This window comes from Paenibacillus sp. J22P277, assembly GCF_059383675.1.
The window spans coordinates 141,452-161,325 of the sequence record NZ_JBXENS010000003.1 but is presented as its reverse complement, the minus strand read 5'-3'; the positions used below and the strand labels follow the sequence as shown (position 1 = coordinate 161,325).

The following is a 19,874-nucleotide window of genomic DNA, read 5'->3' as shown; positions in this document are numbered from 1 at the left end:
CATCGCGGGGGGGGACCGCATTCTCGAGATCGGCTGCGGGCAAGGCGACACGACAGCCGCGCTTGCTTATTTGGCCGGGGAAAGCGGCTTCGTTCACGGACTGGACGTCGCCCCGCCGGACTATGGCGCCCCGCTACCTTGCGGGAAGCTGCCGAGGAGTTGGCGAAATCCAAGCTCGGCGGCAGGCTGCGCATGGATTTCGACACGGACATGTTGTCGACGGAGATCGATTTTCCCGAGCGCGCCTTCGATAAGATCGTGTTATCCCATTGTTCCTGGTATTTTCAAACCGCGGCGCAGCTATCGGCCGTCTTGGGCAAAGCGCGAAAATGGGGCCGGACGCTCTGCTTCGCCGAGTGGGATGCCAGAATCTCGGACATCGGACGGTATGCGCATTGGCTGGCGGCGTTGACCCAGGCGCAATACGAATCGCTTAAGCCGTCCAGCCTCTCCAATATCCGCACGTTGTTCACGCCGGATACGATCGAGGAGATCGCGGCGTCGGCCGGATGGAACATAACCGCGGAAGAATCGATCGATTCGCCGCTTCTGCAGGACGGCGATTGGGAAGTATCCCATGCGCTGAGTCAGGCGAACGCGGAAATCGGCGAGTTTCGGCATGTGCCGGACAAGCTGGCCGCGCTCGTCGAATCCGAACTAACGCTCTTGAAGCAAGCCGCGGCCGCCCACGGCGTCAAACTGATGTCGGCATTCGCGTTCACGGCGAAGTAAGTTCAAGACGTGTAATCCCGGCCCAGGCCAAGCTCCGTCAGCAGCTGCCGGTACGCGATCGAAGTCCGGTCGGCCGGGATATGGGCTTCGGCCATGAGATCGAGCGGGAGGTCCTCCGGGGTCTGGGCTTCGACCATTTCCCGGTCTTCGGCGAATACCCGCAGGTTGAAGGCGATCGTGTCCTCGGCCGGGACGGATTTATCGAAGTTGCGCGAGACGGGCGAGAACAGCCGCGTAGATCGGGCGGATACCGGAGACGCGCAATTCAGGATCATCAATCTGCCGTCGTTCGGAAAATGAACCGTGATCGAAGCCGCGAACGGCGCGAACACGCGAAACGCGCGCAGCCACATGAACCCGTCCGGCGCCGGATTCTCTTGGCCTTTGCCGTAATTGCTGACCGTGCTCCAATAGTCGGCGCGCAGCTCGTTTCCTTCCCGCGCGACCTTGTACTGCGGCACCTCGGTATTATTGCGGTCGCCGAACGTTTCCGTGTGCACGTAGGCAAAATGAGAGACATCCAGAAAACCCTCCAGCTGACGCCCCGCGGAGCCCGCGATATCGAAGCCCGGAGGCAGCACGTTCACGTAGTCGGGATCGTCCCACCCGGGGAAGTCCGGGATCGTTGATTCGGACGCTCCGGCAAGCGACGTCCAGATCAAGCCGTAGCGTTCCACGGCGGGATACAGGATCAGTTTCAGCTTAGGCGAGATTTTGGCGCCGGGATGGGCGGGAACGGCCGTGCAGGCGCCTTCGCAATCGTACCGGAAGCCGTGGTAGGGACAGACGATTTCGTCGTTCTCGAGCCAGCCTTTGCTGAGCGGGGCGCCCCGGTGGAAGCAGAGGTCGCGGGCGACCACCACGGTGCCGCGGCTCCGGTAGCAGACGAGCTTGACGTCGAGCAGCTTCGCGGCGACCGGCTTATCCGCGATGTCGCCGGCGATCGCGATCGGATACCAGTATCGGGCGAGCACCTGCCAATCGTTCGGCGTGAACGTGCAGTCGCGGGGGAGTTGCAGGCGGGAATCGGCAGACGGGTTCATGGCATTCATCTGGAATCGCTCCTTTTGAATAAGGTCCGGGTACCAAAAAGCCCCAAGCGAAAGAGGCGCGAGGCGAAGAAGGCTTTACTTCGAACATCGAAATAAACGCCGTTCCTCGCATGCGGCCTCTTGTAGCCTGGGGCAATTTACGGTTGCCTGGTCGAGACGCTCACTCCGATCAATGAGCTTATACAAGAGCGTAAAGGATGTGTTAGATAAACTAACATTAAGAATGTAATTTCATTCTATTCACGCACGTATCTTTTGTCAATAACGACTTTCGTTGAAAATAACGTTAAGTTATATGACGTTGAATTGGGCGAAAACAACCGTTGACCCGCCATTGATTTGCCTTCGCTGCATGCGCTACACTAGATAGGCAATACATCTATCCGCATAAGGAGTCGACGCCGATGTTTCATACCGAACACTACACGGAATCCAAGGCGCAAAATTACGAATTGGTCATCCGTCAGCTGCAAGCGCTCCTGGATGGCGAATCGGATCGCATCGCCAACCTGTCCAATAGCTCGGCACTGCTCAATCAATTTCTGAACGACATAAATTGGGTCGGATTTTATGTATACCGGGACGGGGAATTGGTGCTTGGCCCGTTCCAGGGGCTGCCGGCCTGCGTGCGCATCCCGCTGAACCGCGGGGTTTGCGGGAAAGCGGCGGCCGAGCGGACGACGGTGCGCGTGGCGAACGTCCACGAGTTTCCCGGACATATCGCGTGCGACGCCGCCTCGCAATCGGAGATCGTCATCCCGATCGTCAAGGACGGCGAGCTCATCGGCGTGCTCGACATCGACAGTCCCGTGCTCGATCGCTTCGACGAGGAGGACCAGCATTTCTTGGAAAAATTCGTGGCCCAGCTCAGCTTGCACCTGTGAGCGGCATGGCCCGCTAGAACCGCCCGTCAAGGGCGGTTTTTTTGTATCTGCGGTTCAAGTTCCCGCTGCGGGAATGCTGTCGGTGTATAATGGCACGATCGCGCTGAAGCTGGACCCGCGTGTTCCGGTACTGTTGGAGCTTATCTAACCGCTCCCGAAGTCGCCGCCATGCCGAAAAGGAGCTTACCCGCCTGTCATGCACGCATGATCAGGGGGCAAGCTCCTTTGTTTGTTCGTTGACCTCGTCAGGTCAGCCGTTGGCGCGCGTGCCGGCAAGCCAGGAGACGGCTTCGTCCATCGCGTCGAAGTTCACCAGCTTGTAAGGGAGCAAGCCCAGTCCGTCGAGGGTGCGATCCAAGCTCAGCTTCGCGACCATGCTCGTCGGCAGCACCATGGCAAAGTAACGGAGTCCCGCCGCGTATGCGCGGCCGACGAAATGCTGTGCGACCCATGCCTGATCCTCCGCTTTGATCGCGGAGCCTTTGCGGGCGTCCATCAAGATTCTGCTGCTCTTATGTTGTTCCAGCACGTCGATGCCCTTCAGCAAGATGGCGCGAAATTCGTCTCCGTGGGAAAATCCTTTCCACTCGATGACGATCGCGAGCAACTCTTCGTTCCAGGCAATTTCCCCGTGGGCGGAGTGATAATCGATCATGGCTTCAGCTCCAATCGTGTTTTTCTTCTGCACCGGTTGCAAACCGTTTCCTTCCATTTAAAACCAACCGTTCGTTTTTTTATTATAATCCTTCTTGCGGAATCGTCAAGATGTATCGTAAATGCGCGCCATGACCTTTCCGTTCGGAATGAAGGAACTTGGCGTCGGATGCTTATGGAGAGGCCGGCGAAAATGCCGACGAGAAACGGGACATATTAAGCGTTGACAGCAATCAACGTCCATGATTATAATTAAAAACGAACGGTCTGTCTTTTATGGTGGTTTCGGATAGGCGCTGCCGCAGGCCGATTGACTAACCGGCGCCGGACATCTACATTTCATTGCACAGAGGAGCGATACAGGCATGAGCAGAGTATGGTTTATTACGGGAACATCGACGGGATTCGGCCGCAAATTCGTGGAGCAATTGATTCCGACGGGAGACAAAATCGTCGCTACCGCGCGCAATATCAACGACATCGCCGACCTGAAGGCGGCATCGCCGGACAACGTTCACGTGGCGGCGCTGGACGTCACGAACAAGGAACAGATCCAAGCGGCGGTCGATGAAGCCGTGGCGACGTTCGGGAAAATCGACATCGTCGTCAACAATGCCGGTTACGGCTTGTTCGGCATGCTCGAGGAATACACGGACGAACAGATGCGCCATCAATTCGACGTCAACGTGTTCGGCATGCTGGACGTCATCCGCGCCACGCTGCCCGTATTCAAGAAGCAGCAATCGGGTCATTACGTGAACATTTCCTCGATCTTCGGCGTTTGGGCCATTCCGGCCTACAGCATGTATGCCGCATCCAAGTTCGCGGTCGAAGGCTTCTCGAAATCCATGGCCGTCGAGCTCGCGCCGTTCGGCATCAAGACGACGATCGTCGAGCCGGCCATTTTCGTGACCGAATTCATGGGCCAATCGAGAAAAATGGCCGATCCGCTGCCTGAATACGCGCCGGTGTACGACGCGTTCAACAAGAGCTACGAAGCCGTGCCGAAGGGCGACCAAGGCAAAGCGGTCGAAGCCATCATCGCGATGATCGACAGCGGGAATCCGCCGCTTCATTTCCCGGTCGGCGGGATGGCGTCCATGGGCATCCGCGACGAGCTCGGCAAACGGATCGACGAAGTGGTTCAGTGGGAAGCAACGTCGCGTCTCGCGGACTGAGCGTCTTCGAGGCATATCCATAAAGAGGCGAAGCAGCCATCGCCGCTGCGCGCTTCCATCTGATTCGCAAGTATCAAACGGCAAAACGAAAACAACCGCTTCTCATTCGAGGATCGGTTGTTTTTGTCTGTCTGCCAGCGCGGCAAAACTCGCATTCATCCTTGCGTCGTCCCCTACCGCGAAGATCCGTATTCTTAGCCGGCGCTGCTGGCGAGCGGCTTTCGCATCCAGTTCGAGATTAGCACGCATAGGGCAAGGAAGGGAATGTAGCCGTACAGCAGGATGCTGCCGGCGTACCGGCTGATCGTCTCCAAAAGCGCGACCGCCAGGATGTCCTCCGACCATGTGACGACGACGAATACGATCGCGGCCGTTACCCACAACGAGACGCGGCCGGAGAGGGGCGTGGAGAAGCGGAGAATGCGCGCGCTGCCCCATAGGACCAGACAGCAAGGCGGCGTGATGATGAAGATCCAATTGAAGATGTAGAAGTAGTCGAACCGCTCCAGGAACGTGAAATGAATGATCTTGGACATGCCGAGCGTCGGCCAAACCGAGTGCTTGAGCTGGCCCAGGTTGTAATACGCGAACGTGGTTATAGTGAAGATTCCATACAGCAGATACGAATGCATGACGCCGATATGCGCCCATTTGATCGCTTTCGCGTTGTCTCGAATGTAGGGATAATAAAGCAGCAGCAGTTCCGCGCCCATGTAAAGCGGGACGCTGCGTTCGGCTGAATACGCGTAATCGGGCAGCGCGTGATTGAACACCGGAAGAAAATTACGCCAATCCGCGTACTGCAACGGGATGAACAGCGTGATGATCAACAGGCTCGGGATCAGGACGAACCAGAATGAGAGTCCCGTGATGACGCGCAAGCCGCCGTCGGCGATATAGACGAACAGCAGCAGAAAGACCAGGCCTACGCGCCATGTCGGAATGTCGGGGGACACCAGCGTCTGAATGACCTGCGAATACGTGACGAGCTGATTGCAGACGAACAGGAGCAGATACAGCCAAAAGACGCCGTTCAGCAGGGTTCCGAGCCATTTCCCGAACAGCTGGACATGCAGCGAGATGAGATCGCCCTTTTTCGCATGCTTGAGCACGTAGAACATCAACAGCACGACCAGATGCATGGACATGCCCACCAGCAGCACGGACACCCAGGAATCCTGTTCGGCCCCGTACGCGATCTTGCATTGGAAATCGAGCACGGCGACGCCGGTCTGCGATTTATGGATCAGAAACCACAGCAGGTACGGCGATACGGTTTTGGAGAGAGAGGCTTGATAGCTCATGGTTTTTATTCTCCGGCTCCGGAATTTTTTAGAATCGCCTTCACGCGCACGTCGAACTTCATGGCCGGATAGACGTTCCGGTAGAACTCGGCCGCGCTCCAATGCCGGTCCACCGATCTGAATTCTTCTCCGACTCCCAATGAATCGATGCCGTTCGCTTGAATCTTCTTCAAGAGCGCGTGCAGCTTTTCCATAAGTTGATGTTCGATCGAAGCGGCCAGATCGTCGACTTCGAAGAGGTTTTTGGCGATGCGGTTTCCTTGGAAACTCCGAATGCCGCCGTTCAAGCGCACCTCGAACCGCGCTGCGGCCGGGACCGCGCGAATATTGGCGGAAAGCCGGGTGCTTCCGTGATGGATCGATAATACGTAGAGCTCCCCTTTGTACGTAAAAGGCACTTCGCCCTTGACTTTCTTGCCCAGCAGGATTTCGAAGAGGGTCATTTCGGACGTGTCCAAAACAAGCTGGAGCCGCTCTTTCTTGAACAGCGCATACCCGTCGATTTCGATTTGCCGCTCGGCGTCCAGCCTCAGGCTCGGCATGGAGGGATCCTTGCCCTCCGAATAGTAATCGTGAAGGAACAGGTAGAGGTTGGACAGCGGGACGCTGCCGTCGTGAACGTTCTGCTGCACGACATTGTAAGGCGAATCCTCGAGTTCCTGACGGTCCAGGCTGTTGATCACCTTCTCCGCGGAACACGAGGATACGGCCAGCAGCACGTTCCCGCCGAGCGAAGGATCGCGAGCGACCGTGTCGATGAGCCTGGAGATGCCTCCGGCCGCGATTTCCCGGCTGAAGACGATCGTATTGATTTTGTTGTATTTGATTTTGCGCGGCGTTTGCAGCGAGAGATGCTGCAAGATCAGCTTCGGGTTGCTGCCGGTTCCTCTCATGATCGCCAGGCTGCCTTTCCGGTGGATATAATTCGGATAAGCGACGGTTCCTTTGTACGCCTCGCTTTCCCGATCGAAGCCGACCGCCACCAAGATTCGAATCCGATTGACGATGTTCGCGTTCCCGCAGCCGGCGAGCAGCATCGCGCTCAGCATAAGCATGCCCAGCAGCTTAGTCCTCATGATCGATATCTTCCTTCACGGTGTCCGGTTTATAACGTTTCTTGCGCTGGGGGTTCAAGTACAAGGCGCGGTTGGTCGTATATTGATAGGAAGAACGGACCAGGCTGTCGGCGAAATTGCCCGCCCGAAACGGATAGAACGGAACCAAGTACGGCGTATCCAAACTTTTGAGCCGCAGCAGGTGGGCCAGCAGCAAGATAAAACCGATCACGATACCAAGACCTCCGAGAAATGCGGAGAGCAGGATCAATGGAAACCGGAGCACGCGAATCGTATTGGCCATCTTGAAGATCGGCGTCTTAAACGAAGCGAGCGCTGACAGAGCTACGATAATCAGCAGAATATTGCTCGTCAGTGCCGCCTGCACCGAAGCTTCGCCGATGACAATGCCGCCGACGATGCCGAGCGTTTGTCCGATTTTGGCGGGCAATCTGGCGCCGGCCTCCCGCAGCAGCTCGATGGTCGTCTCCAAGAACAGCACTTCCATTACCGGCGAGAAAGGCACGTGCAGCCCCGACAGCATGATCGGATGCAGCAGACGCGTCGGAATCACTTCGAAATGATAGGTGAGCACGGCGATATAGATCGGCGAGGCGAACAGCGAGAACAACACGCTGAGCATGCGGATGATCCGAAAAAACGTGCCGGAAATCCAGTTCAAGTAATAGTCCTCCGGCGAAACGAAAAAATCCATGAAGGTCGACGGACCGGATAGCACGTAAGGCGAGCCGCTGCTTATCACGGCCACTTGGCCGGAGGACACGGCGTATGCGATCCGGTCGACTCGTTCCGTGGTCAGAAACAGCGGAAATGGCGTATTCGAATTATCCGCGATGACTTGTTCGAGTAACGCGCTGTCGTAGACGAGATCCAAGTCGATGCCCTTCAGCCGTTTTTTCATCGTTTCGACGATCCGAGGATTCGTGATTCCTTCGATATAGGCAATAACGACCGTCGTTCGGGAGAGCGAGCCGATCGTCGTCTCTTCGAAGATCAGCTGCGGGACGGCGATTTGCTGCCGCAGCAGGTGCATGTTGATCGTCAAATTCTCGACGAAGCCGGATTTGGGGCCGATGACGCTGAATTCGTTCTCGGTATCGTTGTTCGTCCGATGACCCATGTTCTCGTCGCGGACGTTGACGAGCAGCGCTTGGCCGTTGCCGGCTTCAATCTGGATCATGGCGTAGCCCTGCTGCAGCTTCTGGACGATTCGGTCCGTCTCGCGCTCGGCTTTCACGTCATCGAACGGAAGATGCGCGATAATGTCAGGCCAGCCTTCGACTTTCTCTTGAATCCTGCGGAGCGCGGGCAGGAGGTTGTCGTGCACCTCGCGGCTGTCGGTCATGGACAGATAATAGCTGAGCGTAAGGCGGTTGGGGCCGGTAGCCATGGTAATCCGCAGAAAATCGCTGGACTTGCCGATCAAGGATAGCAGCTGATCGAGCGATTCGATTTTCAATTGTTCGGCCGGGTCCACGCGGGTTATCCTCCCCCCAAAGAAAATCGCCGTACGAAGAAATTGGAAATAACTGAACGTAGTGTGGCCAGAATTCGGCGAATTATTCCGGAAGACGCGGGAGACCGCGCGCCTCGCGCTTGACCTCGAGTATACTCCATCGGCTAAGATGCAAATAATAACGGTCAGCCATCCGGTCGGCCGGAACTCAAGGAGGCGGCGAATCATGGAACCCGTATTGTCGATCGCGGACATCGCCGAAAGGACGGGGCTCAGCTACGATACGATCCGCTATTACGAGAAGATCGGGCTGCAGCCGCCCGCCAAGCGCGCGCCGAACGGGCAGCGGACATACGACAAGTCGGATCTCGAACGATTCGTCTTCATTACTCGTCTGAAACGGACGCAAATGCCATTGAAGGAAATCGAGCGCTACATGAAGCTCGCGGCGGCGAAAGAGCTCGAGAGCTGCAGCCGCATGTTAATCGAGCACAAACGCCATATCGAGTCGCAGATGGCAGAGATGAGCGATACCTTGAATGCCTTAAGCTACAAAATCGAGCATTTCGAACACATGATGCAAGTGTCGGGAATAGGAGGGAACTAAGATGCAGACGAACACCGCATATTGCATCACCCCGCAGGCGCCGATCCCTTCGGGCTTCGGTCCGCTGACGACCGCTCGCGAAGCGTTGGGCGGCCGCGATCTGGGCGGCAGGACCGCCATCGTGACCGGAGGTTACTCCGGCATCGGCCTGGAGACGACCCGGGCGCTGGCGGAAGCGGGCGCGACGGTGATCGTGCCCGCGAGGACGCCGGAGAAAGCCCGCACCGCCGCGGCCGGCATCCCCGGCGTCGAACTGGAGACGCTCGATCTGACCGATCCCGCATCGATCGATGCTTTCGCGCGGCGTTACCTGGATTCGGGACGGCCGCTCGCCATGCTCGTCAATAACGCCGGCATCATGGCCGCGCCGCTGACGCGCGACGCGCGCGGCTACGAGTCGCAATTCGCGACGAATCACCTCGGACATTTCCAGCTCACGACGCGGTTATGGCCGGCGTTGAAGCAGGCGGGCGGCGCGCGAGTCGTCTCCGTCTCTTCGGCCGGCATCCGCTTCGGGGGCGTCGATTTCGACGATCCGAATTTCGAACGGCGTCCTTACGACAAATGGACGGCGTACGGCCAGTCCAAAACCGCCAACGCGCTGTTCGCCGTCGCTCTCGACAAGCGCGGCTACGAGCATGGCATCCGTGCTTTTTCCGTGCATCCGGGCCGGATCATGACCGATCTGGTCCGGTTCATGTCGGACGAGGAGAAGGCCGCAGGAGGGACGGCGTACAAGACGGTCGAGCAGGGGGCGGCGACCAGCGTCTGGTGCGCGGCGAACGCCGGATTGGAAGGAATGGGCGGCGTTTATTGCCTGGATGCCGACATCGCCGAGGTCATCCCGGCCATCGCGCTCGAGGGTACCGGCCAAGTGCTGGAAGGCGTGCTTCCGCGGGCGGTCGATCCGGACTTCGCGGAGCGGCTGTGGCGGCTTAGCGAGGACATGACCGGCGCGCGGATCGAATAGCCGGCGAGGATCAAAAGATTGAAGAAGGATGAAAAAGGATAAAAAAGGCCGCCTTGCGCCGCAAGGCGGCTGTTCGCGTTGGCCGAGACCGGGACTCCGGAACCATGCGCTTCGACGCGGATCTGCAGCCGATGGAGGGAAACGCGCGCGCTTCTCGAAGTAGTTAAGGGAGGAACGACTACTCATGGAGGTGCGAAGAGGTGGAAGAACAGCAACGAAATTGGGCCGGCAATTACAGGTACGGCGCCTCGGAAATCCATTTTCCCGATAGCTTGGAGCAGGTACAGGATTTGGTGGCGCGAAGCGGACGGTTGAAGGTGCTCGGCACGCGGCATTCGTTCAACGACATCGCCGACACGACCGGCGCGCATGTCTCGCTGCAGAAGCTGAGCCGGGTGATCGCGCTCGACCGCGCCCGCAATACGGTAACGGTCGAAGCCGGTATTCGGTACGGCGACCTGTGCGCGTACCTGCACGACAACGGCTGCGCGCTGCATAACTTGGCGTCGCTGCCGCACATCACCGTCGCCGGCGCGTGCGCTTCGGCCACGCACGGCTCCGGCGTCCGGAACGGCAATCTGGCCACGGCGGTCCGATCGCTCGAAATCGTCCAAGGCGACGGGGAAACCGTCGTCTTCTCCCGCGGGGACGAAGACGGGCGATTCGACGGCGCGGCTGTCGGGCTCGGAGGCCTTGGCGTCGTAACGAAGCTCACGCTGGATGTCGTCCCGGCGTTCGGCATGACCCAGCAGGTGTACGAGAATCTGCCCCTGGCTCAGCTGGAGTCGAACGCGGACGCGATCCTCTCGGGCGGCTACAGCGTCAGCTTGTTCACGGATTGGAAGCAGCCGGCGTTCAATCAAGTATGGGTAAAGACGAAACACGCGGGCCGCGCGGACGTTCAAGCCCTGCCCGAGCTGTTCGGCGCGAAGCCTGCGCGCGAGAACCTGCATCCCGTGCCGGGCCACTCGGCGGAGAATTGCAGCGAGCAGCTCGGCGTGCCGGGGCCGTGGCATGAACGGCTGCCGCATTTTCGCATGGCGTTCACCCCGAGCGCGGGCGAGGAACTGCAGAGCGAATATTTCGTGCCGCGCGAACGGGCGTACGAAGCGCTGCGCGCCGTCGATCGGCTGCGCGACGCGATCTCGCCGCTGCTGTATACGTCCGAAGTGCGCACGATCGCCGCGGACGCGTTTTGGATGAGTCCGTGCTATCGGCAGGATTCGGTCGCGATTCATTTTACGTGGAAGCCGGATTGGGCCGCGGTGCGGGCCGTGCTGCCGTTGATCGAGGAGGGGCTGTCGCCCTTCGACGCCCGTCCGCACTGGGCGAAGCTGTTCACGATGGCGCCCGCGCGGGTGCAATCGCTGTACGAGAAACGGCCGGATTTCGTCCGCCTGCTTGAGGACTGCGATCCGCAAGGGAAGTTCAGCAACGGCTTCCTGCGAAAATACATCGCCGAGAATGCCGTTTAGCTGTTTCGCATAACGGCAGAGCGGTGTAGTTATGCTAGGGGAATAAAACGTTCGTTCGCGTCTCGAGCGCGCCATGCGCTTGGCGAAGATCGATCGCAGCCCCGGATAACGGTTACATTGGGGTCTTCAGGAGGTATGCGACATGCAGGATTTGGACGTCGTCGGTCAGCAATCGGTTTTCGAACACGTATTCAAGCATGCGCCGATCGGCATCGCGCTCGTGTCGATCGAGGGGGATTGGATCAGCGCGAATCCTGCCGTCTGCGCGATATTCGGCTGCACCCTCGAAGAATTGCTAGGCCGGCCGGCAACGGACTTCATCTACTCGGACGATCCCGCGGTCAACGCGCGGGTACTGCAGGAATTGTTCGACGGCGACTCCCATACCTTCGAGGTCGAGAAACATTTCATGCATCCGAACGGCTGCAGCGTTTGGACGTCGCTGCATGTCTCGCTCGTTCGCGATGAGGAGACCGGGGTGCCGCTGTATTATATCTCGCAAGTGCTGGACATTACCGCGACCAAAGCGACGGAGCTCAAGCTGCAGGAGAGCATCGAACGCTACACGTCGCTGAAGAAATACAACCACGACGCGATCGTCTCGTTCGGGCTGGACGGCACGGTCATCAACGGCAACGTCAGGACGGAGAGCTTGACCGGTTACAAGATACCGGAGCTCATCGGCACGAATATCGCCAACTTGATCGGCGAGCTTAACCTGCGCAACGTCTTGACGACGCTCGACGATTACACGTCGGTCGAGAACGACATCAACCTCATCCGCCATAGAGACGGGCATCAGGTGGAGGTGCTGGCCACGGTCGCGCCGATCATCATTCACGGCAAGAACGTCGGCTTCTACCTGATCGCCAAAGACATGACGGAGCAAAAGCGGCTCATCATCGAGAAAGAAGCGGCGGAAAAGACGAATCGGGCGAAGAGCGATTTCCTCGCCATGATGAGCCACGAGATCCGGACGCCCATGAACGGCGTCATCGGCATGACCGACCTGATCCTGCAAACGCCGCTCGATGCCGAGCAGCAGGATTACGTTCAGATCATCAAGAAAAGCGGGTCGACGCTGCTCGCGATCATCAACGACATTCTCGACTTCTCCAAGATCGAATCGGGCAAGTCGGAGCTCGTCGAGGAGCCGTTCAGCGTCAGGACCACGCTCTCGGATGCGCTGAACGTGATCCTGCCGAGGACGCTCGAGAAAAACCTGGCGCTCACGACCTCCATCGCGCCCGACGTCCCGCAGATCGTGCAGGGAGACGTGACGAAACTTCGCCAGGTGCTCATGAACCTGATGAACAACGCGATCAAGTTCACGCCGAACGGCGCGGTGTCGATCGAGATCCGGCGCGATCCGCCGTCGGTAGAGGGCACGGTCACGCTGCGATTCTCGATCCGGGATACCGGCCTCGGCGTCGCCGCGGACAAGGTCGTGCATCTGTTCGATCCGTTCTACCAAGCGGATTATTTCATGACGCGAACGTTCGAAGGCACCGGCCTGGGGCTCGCCATCTGCAAGAAGCTCGTGGCGCTGATGGACGGCCGGATCTGGCACGAGCACAACGGCGATCAACCGGGCTCGACGTTCGTCTTCACGGCCGTCTTCCGCCAGGTGGATCTACCGGTCGTCCCGTATGCGGAATCGGAAGTGATCGATTCGGCGGATCCGCTGCGGATCTTGATCGCGGAGGATAACGAGGTCAACCAGACGGTGCTCAAAAAAATGGTCGAGAAGCTTGGCTTCAATTCGACCCTCGTGGTGAACGGGGCGGAAGCGATCGAGGCGGTCGAACGCGCCCCCTACGACATCGTCTTCATGGACATTCAGATGCCGGTCGTCGACGGCGTCGAGGCCGCCCGCGTGATCAAAGAAAACGTGTCGGCGAAGAAGACGCCGTACATCGTGGCGGTTACGGCCCATGCGCTCAAAGGCGACAGGGAGCGGTATTTGGCGGCCGGCATGGACGAGTACATCAGCAAGCCGATCCAGATGGACGCCGTCTCGTCTGCGATCGAGAAGTGTTTGGCAATGAAACGCAGATGCTGAACGCCCGAAGCCTTGGGCGCAAGCAAAGCAGCCGATCCTCCGCATCAAATGGAGGGCGGCTGTTTCCGCGTTCGCGGCGGAACAACATGATATGCGACAAGGAGAGATGGTTATGTCCGAACGGACGACAGGCATTCATCACATTACGGCGTATTCGCGGGATCCGCAGACGACCGTGGACTTTTATACGGGAATATTGGGACTGCGGCTCGTGAAGCGGACGGTCAATTTCGACGCGCCGGATACGTATCATCTGTATTTCGGCGATCCGACCGGCGCGCCCGGAACGGTGATCACGTTCTTCCCGTCCTCGACCGCGCGAGACGGACTGGTCGGCGGGGGACAACCGGGCATCACGACGTTCGCCATACCGGCCGGCGCGAGCGGGTACTGGGAGGAGCGGCTGACGGAGCGCGGCATCGTCACCTCCTGCGAGACGAGGTTCGGGGAATCCTATCTGCAGTTCGAGAACGGCGAGGGGCTGCGCATGGAGCTGGTCGAGCGGGCAGAGGGGGAAGAACGCGAGGACGATTACGCGGGCATTCCGTCCGGTCAAGCGATCAAGGGCTTCGGCGGCGCGGTTCTCTTCAGCAGGGATTACAAGCCGACGCTGGATACGCTTGAGCACGTGCTGGGGCTGGCGAAGGTCGGCGAACAGGACGGCTTTGCCCGGTTCGTCGGTTCGGCGGACAAGGGCGGCGTGATCGACGTTCCGTTGAGCGACATGGAATGGGGCAAAGGCGGGGTAGGTACCGTGCATCATATCGCTTTCCGGGCGAAGGACGAGGAAGAACTCGCGCGCTGGCGGGAGCTGCTCGTTCAGGGCGGCTATCAGCCGACCGAGATCAAGGACCGGCATTACTTCCATGCCGTCTATTTCCGCGAGAAAGGCGGCATTCTGTTCGAGATCGCGACGGACGCGCCTGGTTTCGCGCGGGACGAGGCGCCGGGCGAATTGGGGAGGAAGCTCATGCTGCCGGCCTGGTTCGAACCGCGCCGCGCCGAATTGGAAGCCGCCTTGAAGTCGATCGCGGTACGGACCGCGAACGAATCGCAAGGGCTCGGAGGCTAATGCTCCATGCCGCGCCGGTATACGCGGGGCGAGATCCCGTACCGCTGTTTGAACAGCTTGGAGAAGTGGAACTCGTCGTAAAACCGCAGCGACGCGGCGATCTCCTTCACGGAGGCGCTCGTCGTCTCGAGCGCCGCCTTGGCGGACGCCAGCTTAAGCTCCTGCATATAGCGGGCGGGCGACATGCCGGTTCGTTCGCGGAAGCGCGCGAAGAACGCGGTGCGCGACAACCCGCTCCGGCGGACGAAGTCGCCGACCGGCACAGGCTGCCCGATATGCTGATGCATGCGGAACAAGATGTCGTCGAGCTCCGGATGCCGCCGCTGGCCGGTCGCTTCCTGCTCCCTGGCGAAGAGCAGCAGCAGTTCCTGCGCGGATTGGCGGACAGTGTAGCCGTAGCCGATCGGCCGGACGATGAGGCTGTCGATGAGCCGCTCGCACAGCCGGACCGCTTCGGCCATTTTGGCGGTCGAGACCGGCCGTCCGACGGCCAGCTCGAGCTCGTGCGCCATGTCCATCGAATCGAATTGCATAAAATAAAATTTCCATTCGCCTGCCGGACACCGGTAGGCGCACGGAACGCCGCCCGGGACGACCATATAGGTTCCGGCGTCCAATTCAAAGGCACGATCCGCCAACGCGATCGTGCCTTTGCCGTCGAACGTGACAAAGATGCCGGGATACTCGAACCCCTGCGGCTTGGCGGCTTGGTAGGTATCGTTCGTCAGTACTTTCCAGATCATGTTGAACTGAAATTCGCGGAGCGCGACGGGATCGTCCAATCCATAAGGGATGTTCATGTAGGGCATGCAGGGCGGCCTCCAGATTACGCTAATCTAACTTGCGATACATGTACGATTATACATGTTTTAGCGATTTCGCTCCATGGAACGTGGCGCCGGCGGCGGCTACAATGAAGCTATCACGCGCGATAGGAGTGCTGCCGCATGTTCGTCAAGGTAGGAAGCCGGGAGCTGGAGCTTGGAGGGCCGCATTTAACGGAATTGAAGGATTCGAACGACATTTTGCACGATGCCGATGCGCTGCGGAAGCGGATTGCGGAGGACGGGTACTTGCTGCTGCGCGGGTTTCACGACCGGGAGCAGGTGCTGGAGGCGAGGCGCGCCGTCCTGGAAAAGATGCGCAGGATGGGCAAGCTTGACCGGGACACGCTGCTGGAGGAAGCCGTCATGGCGGACGGGAGCAAGTCGCTCTTCATGGGCGGAACGAACGAGGACCTGCCGGAGCTGCTGAACGTGCTGAACGGCGATCGCATCATGCGCTTCTTCGATCGGCTGCTGGACGCGCGGGCGCTGACGTATCATTTCAAATGGCTCCGGGCCGTCGGCAAAGGCGACTTCACGAGCGCGCACTACGACATCGTCTATATGGGCCGGGGCACGCATAACGTGTACACGGTCTGGTCCCCGCTCGGCGACGTTGACTACGCGATGGGCGGGCTCGCGCTTTGCCTGAATTCCCACCGCTTCGAAGACCTGAAGCAATCGTACGGCAAGAAAGACTCGGACCGGGACGGCATCGGCCATTACACGGACGATCCGCTGGTGATTACGAACAAATACGGCGGCCAATGGGCAACGACGGAATTCCGGGCGGGGGATATTCTCATCTTCGGTATGTTCCTCATGCACTGCTCGCTGGAAAACACGACGAATCATTATCGGCTCAGCGTGGATACGCGATATCAATCGACGCTGGAGCAAGTCGACGACCGCTGGAGCGGCAAAAAGCCGCGCGGGCACTACCAAGATCCGGTATCGCCTTGACGAACGCACAAGGCGACCTGCGTTGGATTCATCGGCGGCAGGATTCATCCTGCGCTTCGGCCAGCTTGCCGCAGCTGGCTATAGGTGCGTAGGCAGCAGGTTCCGGTCCGCTCATCGTCCAGACTGCACCTATGGCCGCTCTAAGAAAAATGCTTGCCTTAAAGTAAGCTTTAAGGCGTAAGATGGGATGACATTCCGGAAACTTAGACAATCTATAAGGGACCAAACGGAATGAATTCTATCGAAGGCGGTAACCGCATGACCCCATATACAGCAAACGACACAACGCCGCAGGCGCCGATCGGCTCCGGATTCGGTCCGCGCTCGACGGCGCGGGAAGTGCTTGCCGGACGCGACTTGACCGGTAAAATCGCGATCGTGACGGGCGGCTATTCCGGCATCGGACTGGAAACGACGCGCGCGCTGGCCGGCGCGGGCGCCACGGTGATCGTACCCGTGCGGTCGCAGGAGAAAGCGCAAGCCGCGCTTGCGGGTATACCGCGCGTGGAGACCGATCTGATGGAACTTACGGACCCGGCCTCGATCGACGGCTTCGCCGAGCGGTTCCTGGCTTCGGGCCGGCCGCTCCATATATTGGTGAACAGCGCGGGCATCATGGCGAACCCGCTGATGCGCGATGCGCGCGGCTACGAGTCGCAATTCGCGACGAACCACCTCGGGCATTTCCAACTGACGGCCAGACTGTGGCCCGCGCTGCGAAAGGCCGGCGGCGCGCGGGTCGTCGCGGTCACCTCGCGCGCGCATCGGCTGGGCGGCATCGACTTCGACGACCCGAATTTCGAGCGGCGGGCGTACGACAAGTGGAAGGCGTACGCGCAGTCCAAGACCGCTAACGCTTTATTCGCCCTGGAGCTGGACAAGCTGGGCAAATCCAGCGGGGTCCGCGCGTTCTCCGTTCATCCCGGTCTCATTCCGACCGATATCGGCCGCAGTTTGTCCGACGAGGAGAACGGCGTCCAGCAGGTGACGGACAAGAACGGCGCCAAGGTCGGCGACGCGAACGCGGATCAGATGAAGACCTCCCAGCAGGGTGCGGCAACGAGCGTCTGGTGCGCGACGAGCAGCCGATTGGAGGGGCTGGGCGGCGTCTACTGCGAGGATAACGATATCTCCGAAGCCGTGCCGGCCGACAGCGTGAAGGGTACGGGCGTTCGTCCGTGGGCGGTCGATCCCGAAGCGGCCAAGCGCTTATGGACGCTCAGCGAAGCGCTGACCGGCGTGAAGCTCGACGACTGACCGCGGACGGCCGCAAGCATCGGACGGTCGCTTGACATGGAGTTTGCTCCATCGGGTACGATGCAGGTGTACGCCAATCAAGCATCGCGAAGGAGGAGGCTCCATCCATGAAACGCAGAATTCTCGGCGCAACCGGCATCTCGGTCAGCGAATTTACCCTTGGCGCCATGATGTTCGGCGCGATGGGCAACGCGGATCATGACGAATCGGTCCGCATGATCCACTCGGCGCTGGACGCCGGCATCAACTTTATCGACACGGCGGACGTCTACTCGAGAGGCGAGTCGGAGGAAATCGTCGGCAAGGCGCTCAAAGGAAGGCGGGACGACGCGGTGCTCGCGACGAAGTTCGGCCTTCCCATGGGCCCGGACGCGAATCAACGCGGCGGTTCGGCCCGCTGGATCAAGCGTGCGGTCGACGACAGTCTCCGCAGGCTCGGGACGGATTACATCGATTTGTATCAAATCCACCGCCCGGATTACGATACGGATATCAACGAGACGCTCGCGGCGCTGTCCGATCTGATCCGCGCGGGCAAGGTGCGCGCGATCGGCTCGTCGACGTTCCCCGCGGAGCTGGTCGTCGAAGCCCAATGGGCCGCGCGGCAGGGCGGCCATCATCGTTTCCTGACGGAGCAGCCGATGTACTCGATCTTCGCGCGTAAGCTCGAAGCGGCTGTTCTGCCGACCGCGCAGCGCCATGGCATGGGCGTGCTCACCTACAGCCCGCTGAACGGCGGCTGGTTGTCCGGACGCGCCGACCAAATGGCCAGCCACCGGGCGGGAAGCAGGCCATCGCTGTACGACACGACGATCCCGGCCAATCAGGGCAAGGCGGAAGCGCTGCGACAACTGAACGTCCTCGCGGACGAGACGGGCATCGCGCTGCCGCATCTCGCGCTGGCATTCGTCCGGTCGCATCCCGGCGTAAGTTCGGTGATTATCGGCCCGCGGACGCAGGAACAGCTGGACGGTCTGCTTGCCGGCGCGGAAGTCGAATTGAGCGGCGAGATCCTCGACCGCATCGACGGGATCGTCCCGCCCGGCACCGACCTCAATCCGGCGGACAATTACAGCGCCGATCACCCGGCGGTTCTCGACAAACGACTGCGCCGCAGATAACGGCAGCGGATCGCTAAGCATTGATCTCTTCGTCTGTCGTCATGCGATAGATTCGATTTTTCATACCGCGAAGAACCTCCGACCTGGACAAGTCGGGGGTTTTTGTCGTCCGCCGGGGCGCCCGAGACCGCACCACGCCGCTCCGCCGGGTACGGAATTTAAGAAATATTTTATGTTTAACGCGTTTTCTTTTTAACTAGTTCGCCTTATGCTGGGACAGACGAACGTTCAGGAGGAACATTGCAATGAAGAAATGGATCGTAGTGCTTGCCGTCCTGCTGCTGATTGGCTACCGGGCGTCGCAGCACAAATCGGAAGCGGACCGCGAGCAACCGCCGGCGGTTGCGGGCCAAGCCCAGTCGTCCGATCAAGCCTCCGGGCCGGATCCGGCCTCCGAACCGGAACTGGCGCCTGCATCCGATAATCAAGCGCAGGAGACGGATGCATCCGAACCGGAGATGAATATCGACGTGACCCGGGAGCAGATTCACCGGGGCGATCTCCTGCTGGTCAACAAGGACAATCCCGTGCCGGAGGGCGGCGCGGAGACCGAGGCGGTCAACTTATACCGGCATAAGGAGCTGTTGGACGGCTTCGGCTTGCTCGACAGCTCGATCATGCTGTCGCCGGACTTGGCCGAGAAATTCTCGACGATGGTCGACGCGGCGGCGAGCGAAGGCGTCAAGCATTTCATCGTCAGCAGCGGCTACCGGGACGAAACCAAGCAAGACGAGCTCTACAGGCAAATGGGCGCCGACTACGCGATGCCTGCAGGCTACAGCGAGCATAACCTGGGCTTGTCGCTCGATATCGGTTCCACCCTGGGGGAGATGAACGCCGCTCCCGAAGGCAAGTGGTTGGAAGAGAACGCGTGGAAATACGGCTTCACCTTGCGTTATCCGGCGAACAAGACGGCCGTTACGGGCATCTTGTTCGAGCCTTGGCATTTCCGGTACGTCGGATTGCCGCACAGCGCCATCATGGCGGATCATGATTTCGTCTTGGAAGAGTACCTGGCTTATCTGAAAGAACAGCAGAAGGCGTCCGTCACGGTCGACGGGGAAACGTACGAGATCTTCTATTTCCCGGTCGCGGAGGATACGACCCTGCATGTGCCGGCGAAGGGCAGCTACGACATATCCGGCGACAACACGGACGGCGTCATCGTAACCGTGAAAATATAAGCG

18 protein-coding genes and 1 riboswitch are annotated in these 19,874 nt (G+C 59.6%); of the genes, 12 read left to right on the top strand and 6 right to left on the bottom strand.

The genetic code is table 11. The features are described 5' to 3' along the window. Window positions 1–159 precede the first annotated feature (159 nt). On the top strand, window positions 160–732 hold the full coding sequence (locus AC50YL_RS09760) for a class I SAM-dependent methyltransferase (protein WP_494831461.1): 573 nt from the start codon (window positions 160–162) through the stop codon (window positions 730–732). 2 nt (window positions 733–734) lie between these two features. Here the strand turns inward: AC50YL_RS09760 and AC50YL_RS09755 are convergent, their stop codons facing one another. Beyond that, entirely contained in the window at window positions 735–1,784 is a 1,050-nt protein-coding gene (locus tag AC50YL_RS09755; RefSeq protein WP_494831460.1) for a Rieske 2Fe-2S domain-containing protein, read from the bottom strand. Window positions 1,785–1,887: 103 nt separating this feature from the next. After that, a riboswitch (purine riboswitch) is annotated at window positions 1,888–1,990 on the bottom strand. A gap of 198 nt (window positions 1,991–2,188) precedes the next feature. Between AC50YL_RS09755 and AC50YL_RS09750 the strand changes: the two genes are divergently transcribed. Beyond that, window positions 2,189–2,668: a GAF domain-containing protein gene (locus tag AC50YL_RS09750; RefSeq protein WP_494831458.1), complete on the top strand. Its 480-nt coding sequence runs from the start codon at window positions 2,189–2,191 to the stop codon at window positions 2,666–2,668. A 250-nt stretch (window positions 2,669–2,918) separates the two neighbouring features. Here the strand turns inward: AC50YL_RS09750 and AC50YL_RS09745 are convergent, their stop codons facing one another. Continuing rightward, window positions 2,919–3,323 (bottom strand): hypothetical protein, encoded by a 405-nt coding sequence (locus AC50YL_RS09745; protein WP_494831456.1) that lies wholly within the window; start codon window positions 3,321–3,323, stop codon window positions 2,919–2,921. 364 nt (window positions 3,324–3,687) lie between these two features. Between AC50YL_RS09745 and AC50YL_RS09740 the strand changes: the two genes are divergently transcribed. After that, a complete protein-coding gene (locus AC50YL_RS09740) occupies window positions 3,688–4,500 on the top strand; it encodes an SDR family NAD(P)-dependent oxidoreductase (RefSeq protein ID WP_494831454.1) in 813 nt (270 codons plus the stop codon). A gap of 194 nt (window positions 4,501–4,694) precedes the next feature. On the opposite strand, the gene AC50YL_RS09735 is transcribed toward AC50YL_RS09740, so the two are convergent. The 3 genes from AC50YL_RS09735 to AC50YL_RS09725 are packed head-to-tail and all read right to left on the bottom strand — an operon-like array spanning window position 4,695 to window position 8,357. After that, a complete protein-coding gene (locus tag AC50YL_RS09735; protein ID WP_494831453.1) occupies window positions 4,695–5,804 on the bottom strand; it encodes a GerAB/ArcD/ProY family transporter in 1,110 nt (369 codons plus the stop codon). Window positions 5,805–5,809: 5 nt separating this feature from the next. Beyond that, the gene (locus tag AC50YL_RS09730) at window positions 5,810–6,880 is read right to left on the bottom strand and encodes a Ger(x)C family spore germination protein (RefSeq protein WP_494831451.1); all 1,071 of its coding nucleotides are present in this window, start codon (window positions 6,878–6,880) and stop codon (window positions 5,810–5,812) included. Beyond that, window positions 6,870–8,357 carry a spore germination protein gene (locus AC50YL_RS09725; protein WP_494831450.1) on the bottom strand — a complete coding sequence of 496 codons (1,488 nt, stop codon included), beginning with the start codon at window positions 8,355–8,357 and terminating at the stop codon, window positions 6,870–6,872. The genes AC50YL_RS09730 and AC50YL_RS09725 overlap by 11 nt, the downstream gene beginning before the upstream one ends. A 205-nt stretch (window positions 8,358–8,562) precedes the next feature. On the opposite strand from AC50YL_RS09725, the gene AC50YL_RS09720 reads away from it, so the two are divergent. The 5 genes from AC50YL_RS09720 to AC50YL_RS09700 all read left to right on the top strand — a co-directional run bounded on the left by AC50YL_RS09720 (window position 8,563) and on the right by AC50YL_RS09700 (window position 14,522). After that, the gene (locus tag AC50YL_RS09720; RefSeq protein ID WP_494831449.1) at window positions 8,563–8,943 is read left to right on the top strand and encodes a MerR family transcriptional regulator; all 381 of its coding nucleotides are present in this window, start codon (window positions 8,563–8,565) and stop codon (window positions 8,941–8,943) included. A gap of 1 nt (window position 8,944) precedes the next feature. Next, on the top strand, window positions 8,945–9,913 hold the full coding sequence (locus AC50YL_RS09715; protein WP_494831447.1) for an oxidoreductase: 969 nt from the start codon (window positions 8,945–8,947) through the stop codon (window positions 9,911–9,913). Window positions 9,914–10,113: 200 nt separating this feature from the next. Beyond that, the gene (locus AC50YL_RS09710) at window positions 10,114–11,388 is read left to right on the top strand and encodes an FAD-binding protein (RefSeq protein ID WP_494831446.1); all 1,275 of its coding nucleotides are present in this window, start codon (window positions 10,114–10,116) and stop codon (window positions 11,386–11,388) included. A gap of 142 nt (window positions 11,389–11,530) precedes the next feature. After that, window positions 11,531–13,450 (top strand): PAS domain S-box protein, encoded by a 1,920-nt coding sequence (locus AC50YL_RS09705; RefSeq protein WP_494831445.1) that lies wholly within the window; start codon window positions 11,531–11,533, stop codon window positions 13,448–13,450. A gap of 112 nt (window positions 13,451–13,562) precedes the next feature. Then, a complete protein-coding gene (locus tag AC50YL_RS09700; RefSeq protein ID WP_494831444.1) occupies window positions 13,563–14,522 on the top strand; it encodes a ring-cleaving dioxygenase in 960 nt (319 codons plus the stop codon). Here AC50YL_RS09700 and AC50YL_RS09695 read toward each other — a convergent pair. Then, on the bottom strand, window positions 14,519–15,331 hold the full coding sequence (locus AC50YL_RS09695; protein WP_494831442.1) for a helix-turn-helix domain-containing protein: 813 nt from the start codon (window positions 15,329–15,331) through the stop codon (window positions 14,519–14,521). The genes AC50YL_RS09700 and AC50YL_RS09695 overlap by 4 nt on opposite strands. A 138-nt stretch (window positions 15,332–15,469) precedes the next feature. Between AC50YL_RS09695 and AC50YL_RS09690 the strand changes: the two genes are divergently transcribed. From AC50YL_RS09690 to AC50YL_RS09675, 4 genes are all read left to right on the top strand, one after another. Continuing rightward, window positions 15,470–16,309, top strand: coding sequence for a phytanoyl-CoA dioxygenase family protein (locus tag AC50YL_RS09690; RefSeq protein WP_494831441.1), 840 nt, complete (start codon window positions 15,470–15,472; stop codon window positions 16,307–16,309). A gap of 258 nt (window positions 16,310–16,567) precedes the next feature. Beyond that, window positions 16,568–17,566 carry an oxidoreductase gene (locus tag AC50YL_RS09685; RefSeq protein ID WP_494831440.1) on the top strand — a complete coding sequence of 333 codons (999 nt, stop codon included), beginning with the start codon at window positions 16,568–16,570 and terminating at the stop codon, window positions 17,564–17,566. Window positions 17,567–17,673: 107 nt separating this feature from the next. Continuing rightward, on the top strand, window positions 17,674–18,687 hold the full coding sequence (locus AC50YL_RS09680) for an aldo/keto reductase (protein WP_494831439.1): 1,014 nt from the start codon (window positions 17,674–17,676) through the stop codon (window positions 18,685–18,687). Between the two features lie 245 nt (window positions 18,688–18,932). Beyond that, a complete protein-coding gene (locus tag AC50YL_RS09675) occupies window positions 18,933–19,871 on the top strand; it encodes a M15 family metallopeptidase (RefSeq protein WP_494831438.1) in 939 nt (312 codons plus the stop codon). The last annotated feature ends 3 nt before the right edge of the window (window positions 19,872–19,874 follow it).

Coding starts and splice junctions, on each gene's coding strand:
- AC50YL_RS09700 (WP_494831444.1), top strand. CDS start 13,563: ATGTCCGAACGGACGACAGGCATTCATCACATTACGGCGTATTCGCGG.
- AC50YL_RS09730 (WP_494831451.1), bottom strand. CDS start 6,880: ATGAGGACTAAGCTGCTGGGCATGCTTATGCTGAGCGCGATGCTGCTC.
- AC50YL_RS09715 (WP_494831447.1), top strand. CDS start 8,945: ATGCAGACGAACACCGCATATTGCATCACCCCGCAGGCGCCGATCCCT.
- AC50YL_RS09680 (WP_494831439.1), top strand. CDS start 17,674: ATGAAACGCAGAATTCTCGGCGCAACCGGCATCTCGGTCAGCGAATTT.
- AC50YL_RS09745 (WP_494831456.1), bottom strand. CDS start 3,323: ATGATCGATTATCACTCCGCCCACGGGGAAATTGCCTGGAACGAAGAG.
- AC50YL_RS09690 (WP_494831441.1), top strand. CDS start 15,470: ATGTTCGTCAAGGTAGGAAGCCGGGAGCTGGAGCTTGGAGGGCCGCAT.
- AC50YL_RS09675 (WP_494831438.1), top strand. CDS start 18,933: ATGAAGAAATGGATCGTAGTGCTTGCCGTCCTGCTGCTGATTGGCTAC.
- AC50YL_RS09755 (WP_494831460.1), bottom strand. CDS start 1,784: ATGAATGCCATGAACCCGTCTGCCGATTCCCGCCTGCAACTCCCCCGC.
- AC50YL_RS09740 (WP_494831454.1), top strand. CDS start 3,688: ATGAGCAGAGTATGGTTTATTACGGGAACATCGACGGGATTCGGCCGC.
- AC50YL_RS09695 (WP_494831442.1), bottom strand. CDS start 15,331: ATGCCCTACATGAACATCCCTTATGGATTGGACGATCCCGTCGCGCTC.
- AC50YL_RS09720 (WP_494831449.1), top strand. CDS start 8,563: ATGGAACCCGTATTGTCGATCGCGGACATCGCCGAAAGGACGGGGCTC.
- AC50YL_RS09685 (WP_494831440.1), top strand. CDS start 16,568: ATGACCCCATATACAGCAAACGACACAACGCCGCAGGCGCCGATCGGC.
- AC50YL_RS09705 (WP_494831445.1), top strand. CDS start 11,531: ATGCAGGATTTGGACGTCGTCGGTCAGCAATCGGTTTTCGAACACGTA.
- AC50YL_RS09750 (WP_494831458.1), top strand. CDS start 2,189: ATGTTTCATACCGAACACTACACGGAATCCAAGGCGCAAAATTACGAA.
- AC50YL_RS09735 (WP_494831453.1), bottom strand. CDS start 5,804: ATGAGCTATCAAGCCTCTCTCTCCAAAACCGTATCGCCGTACCTGCTG.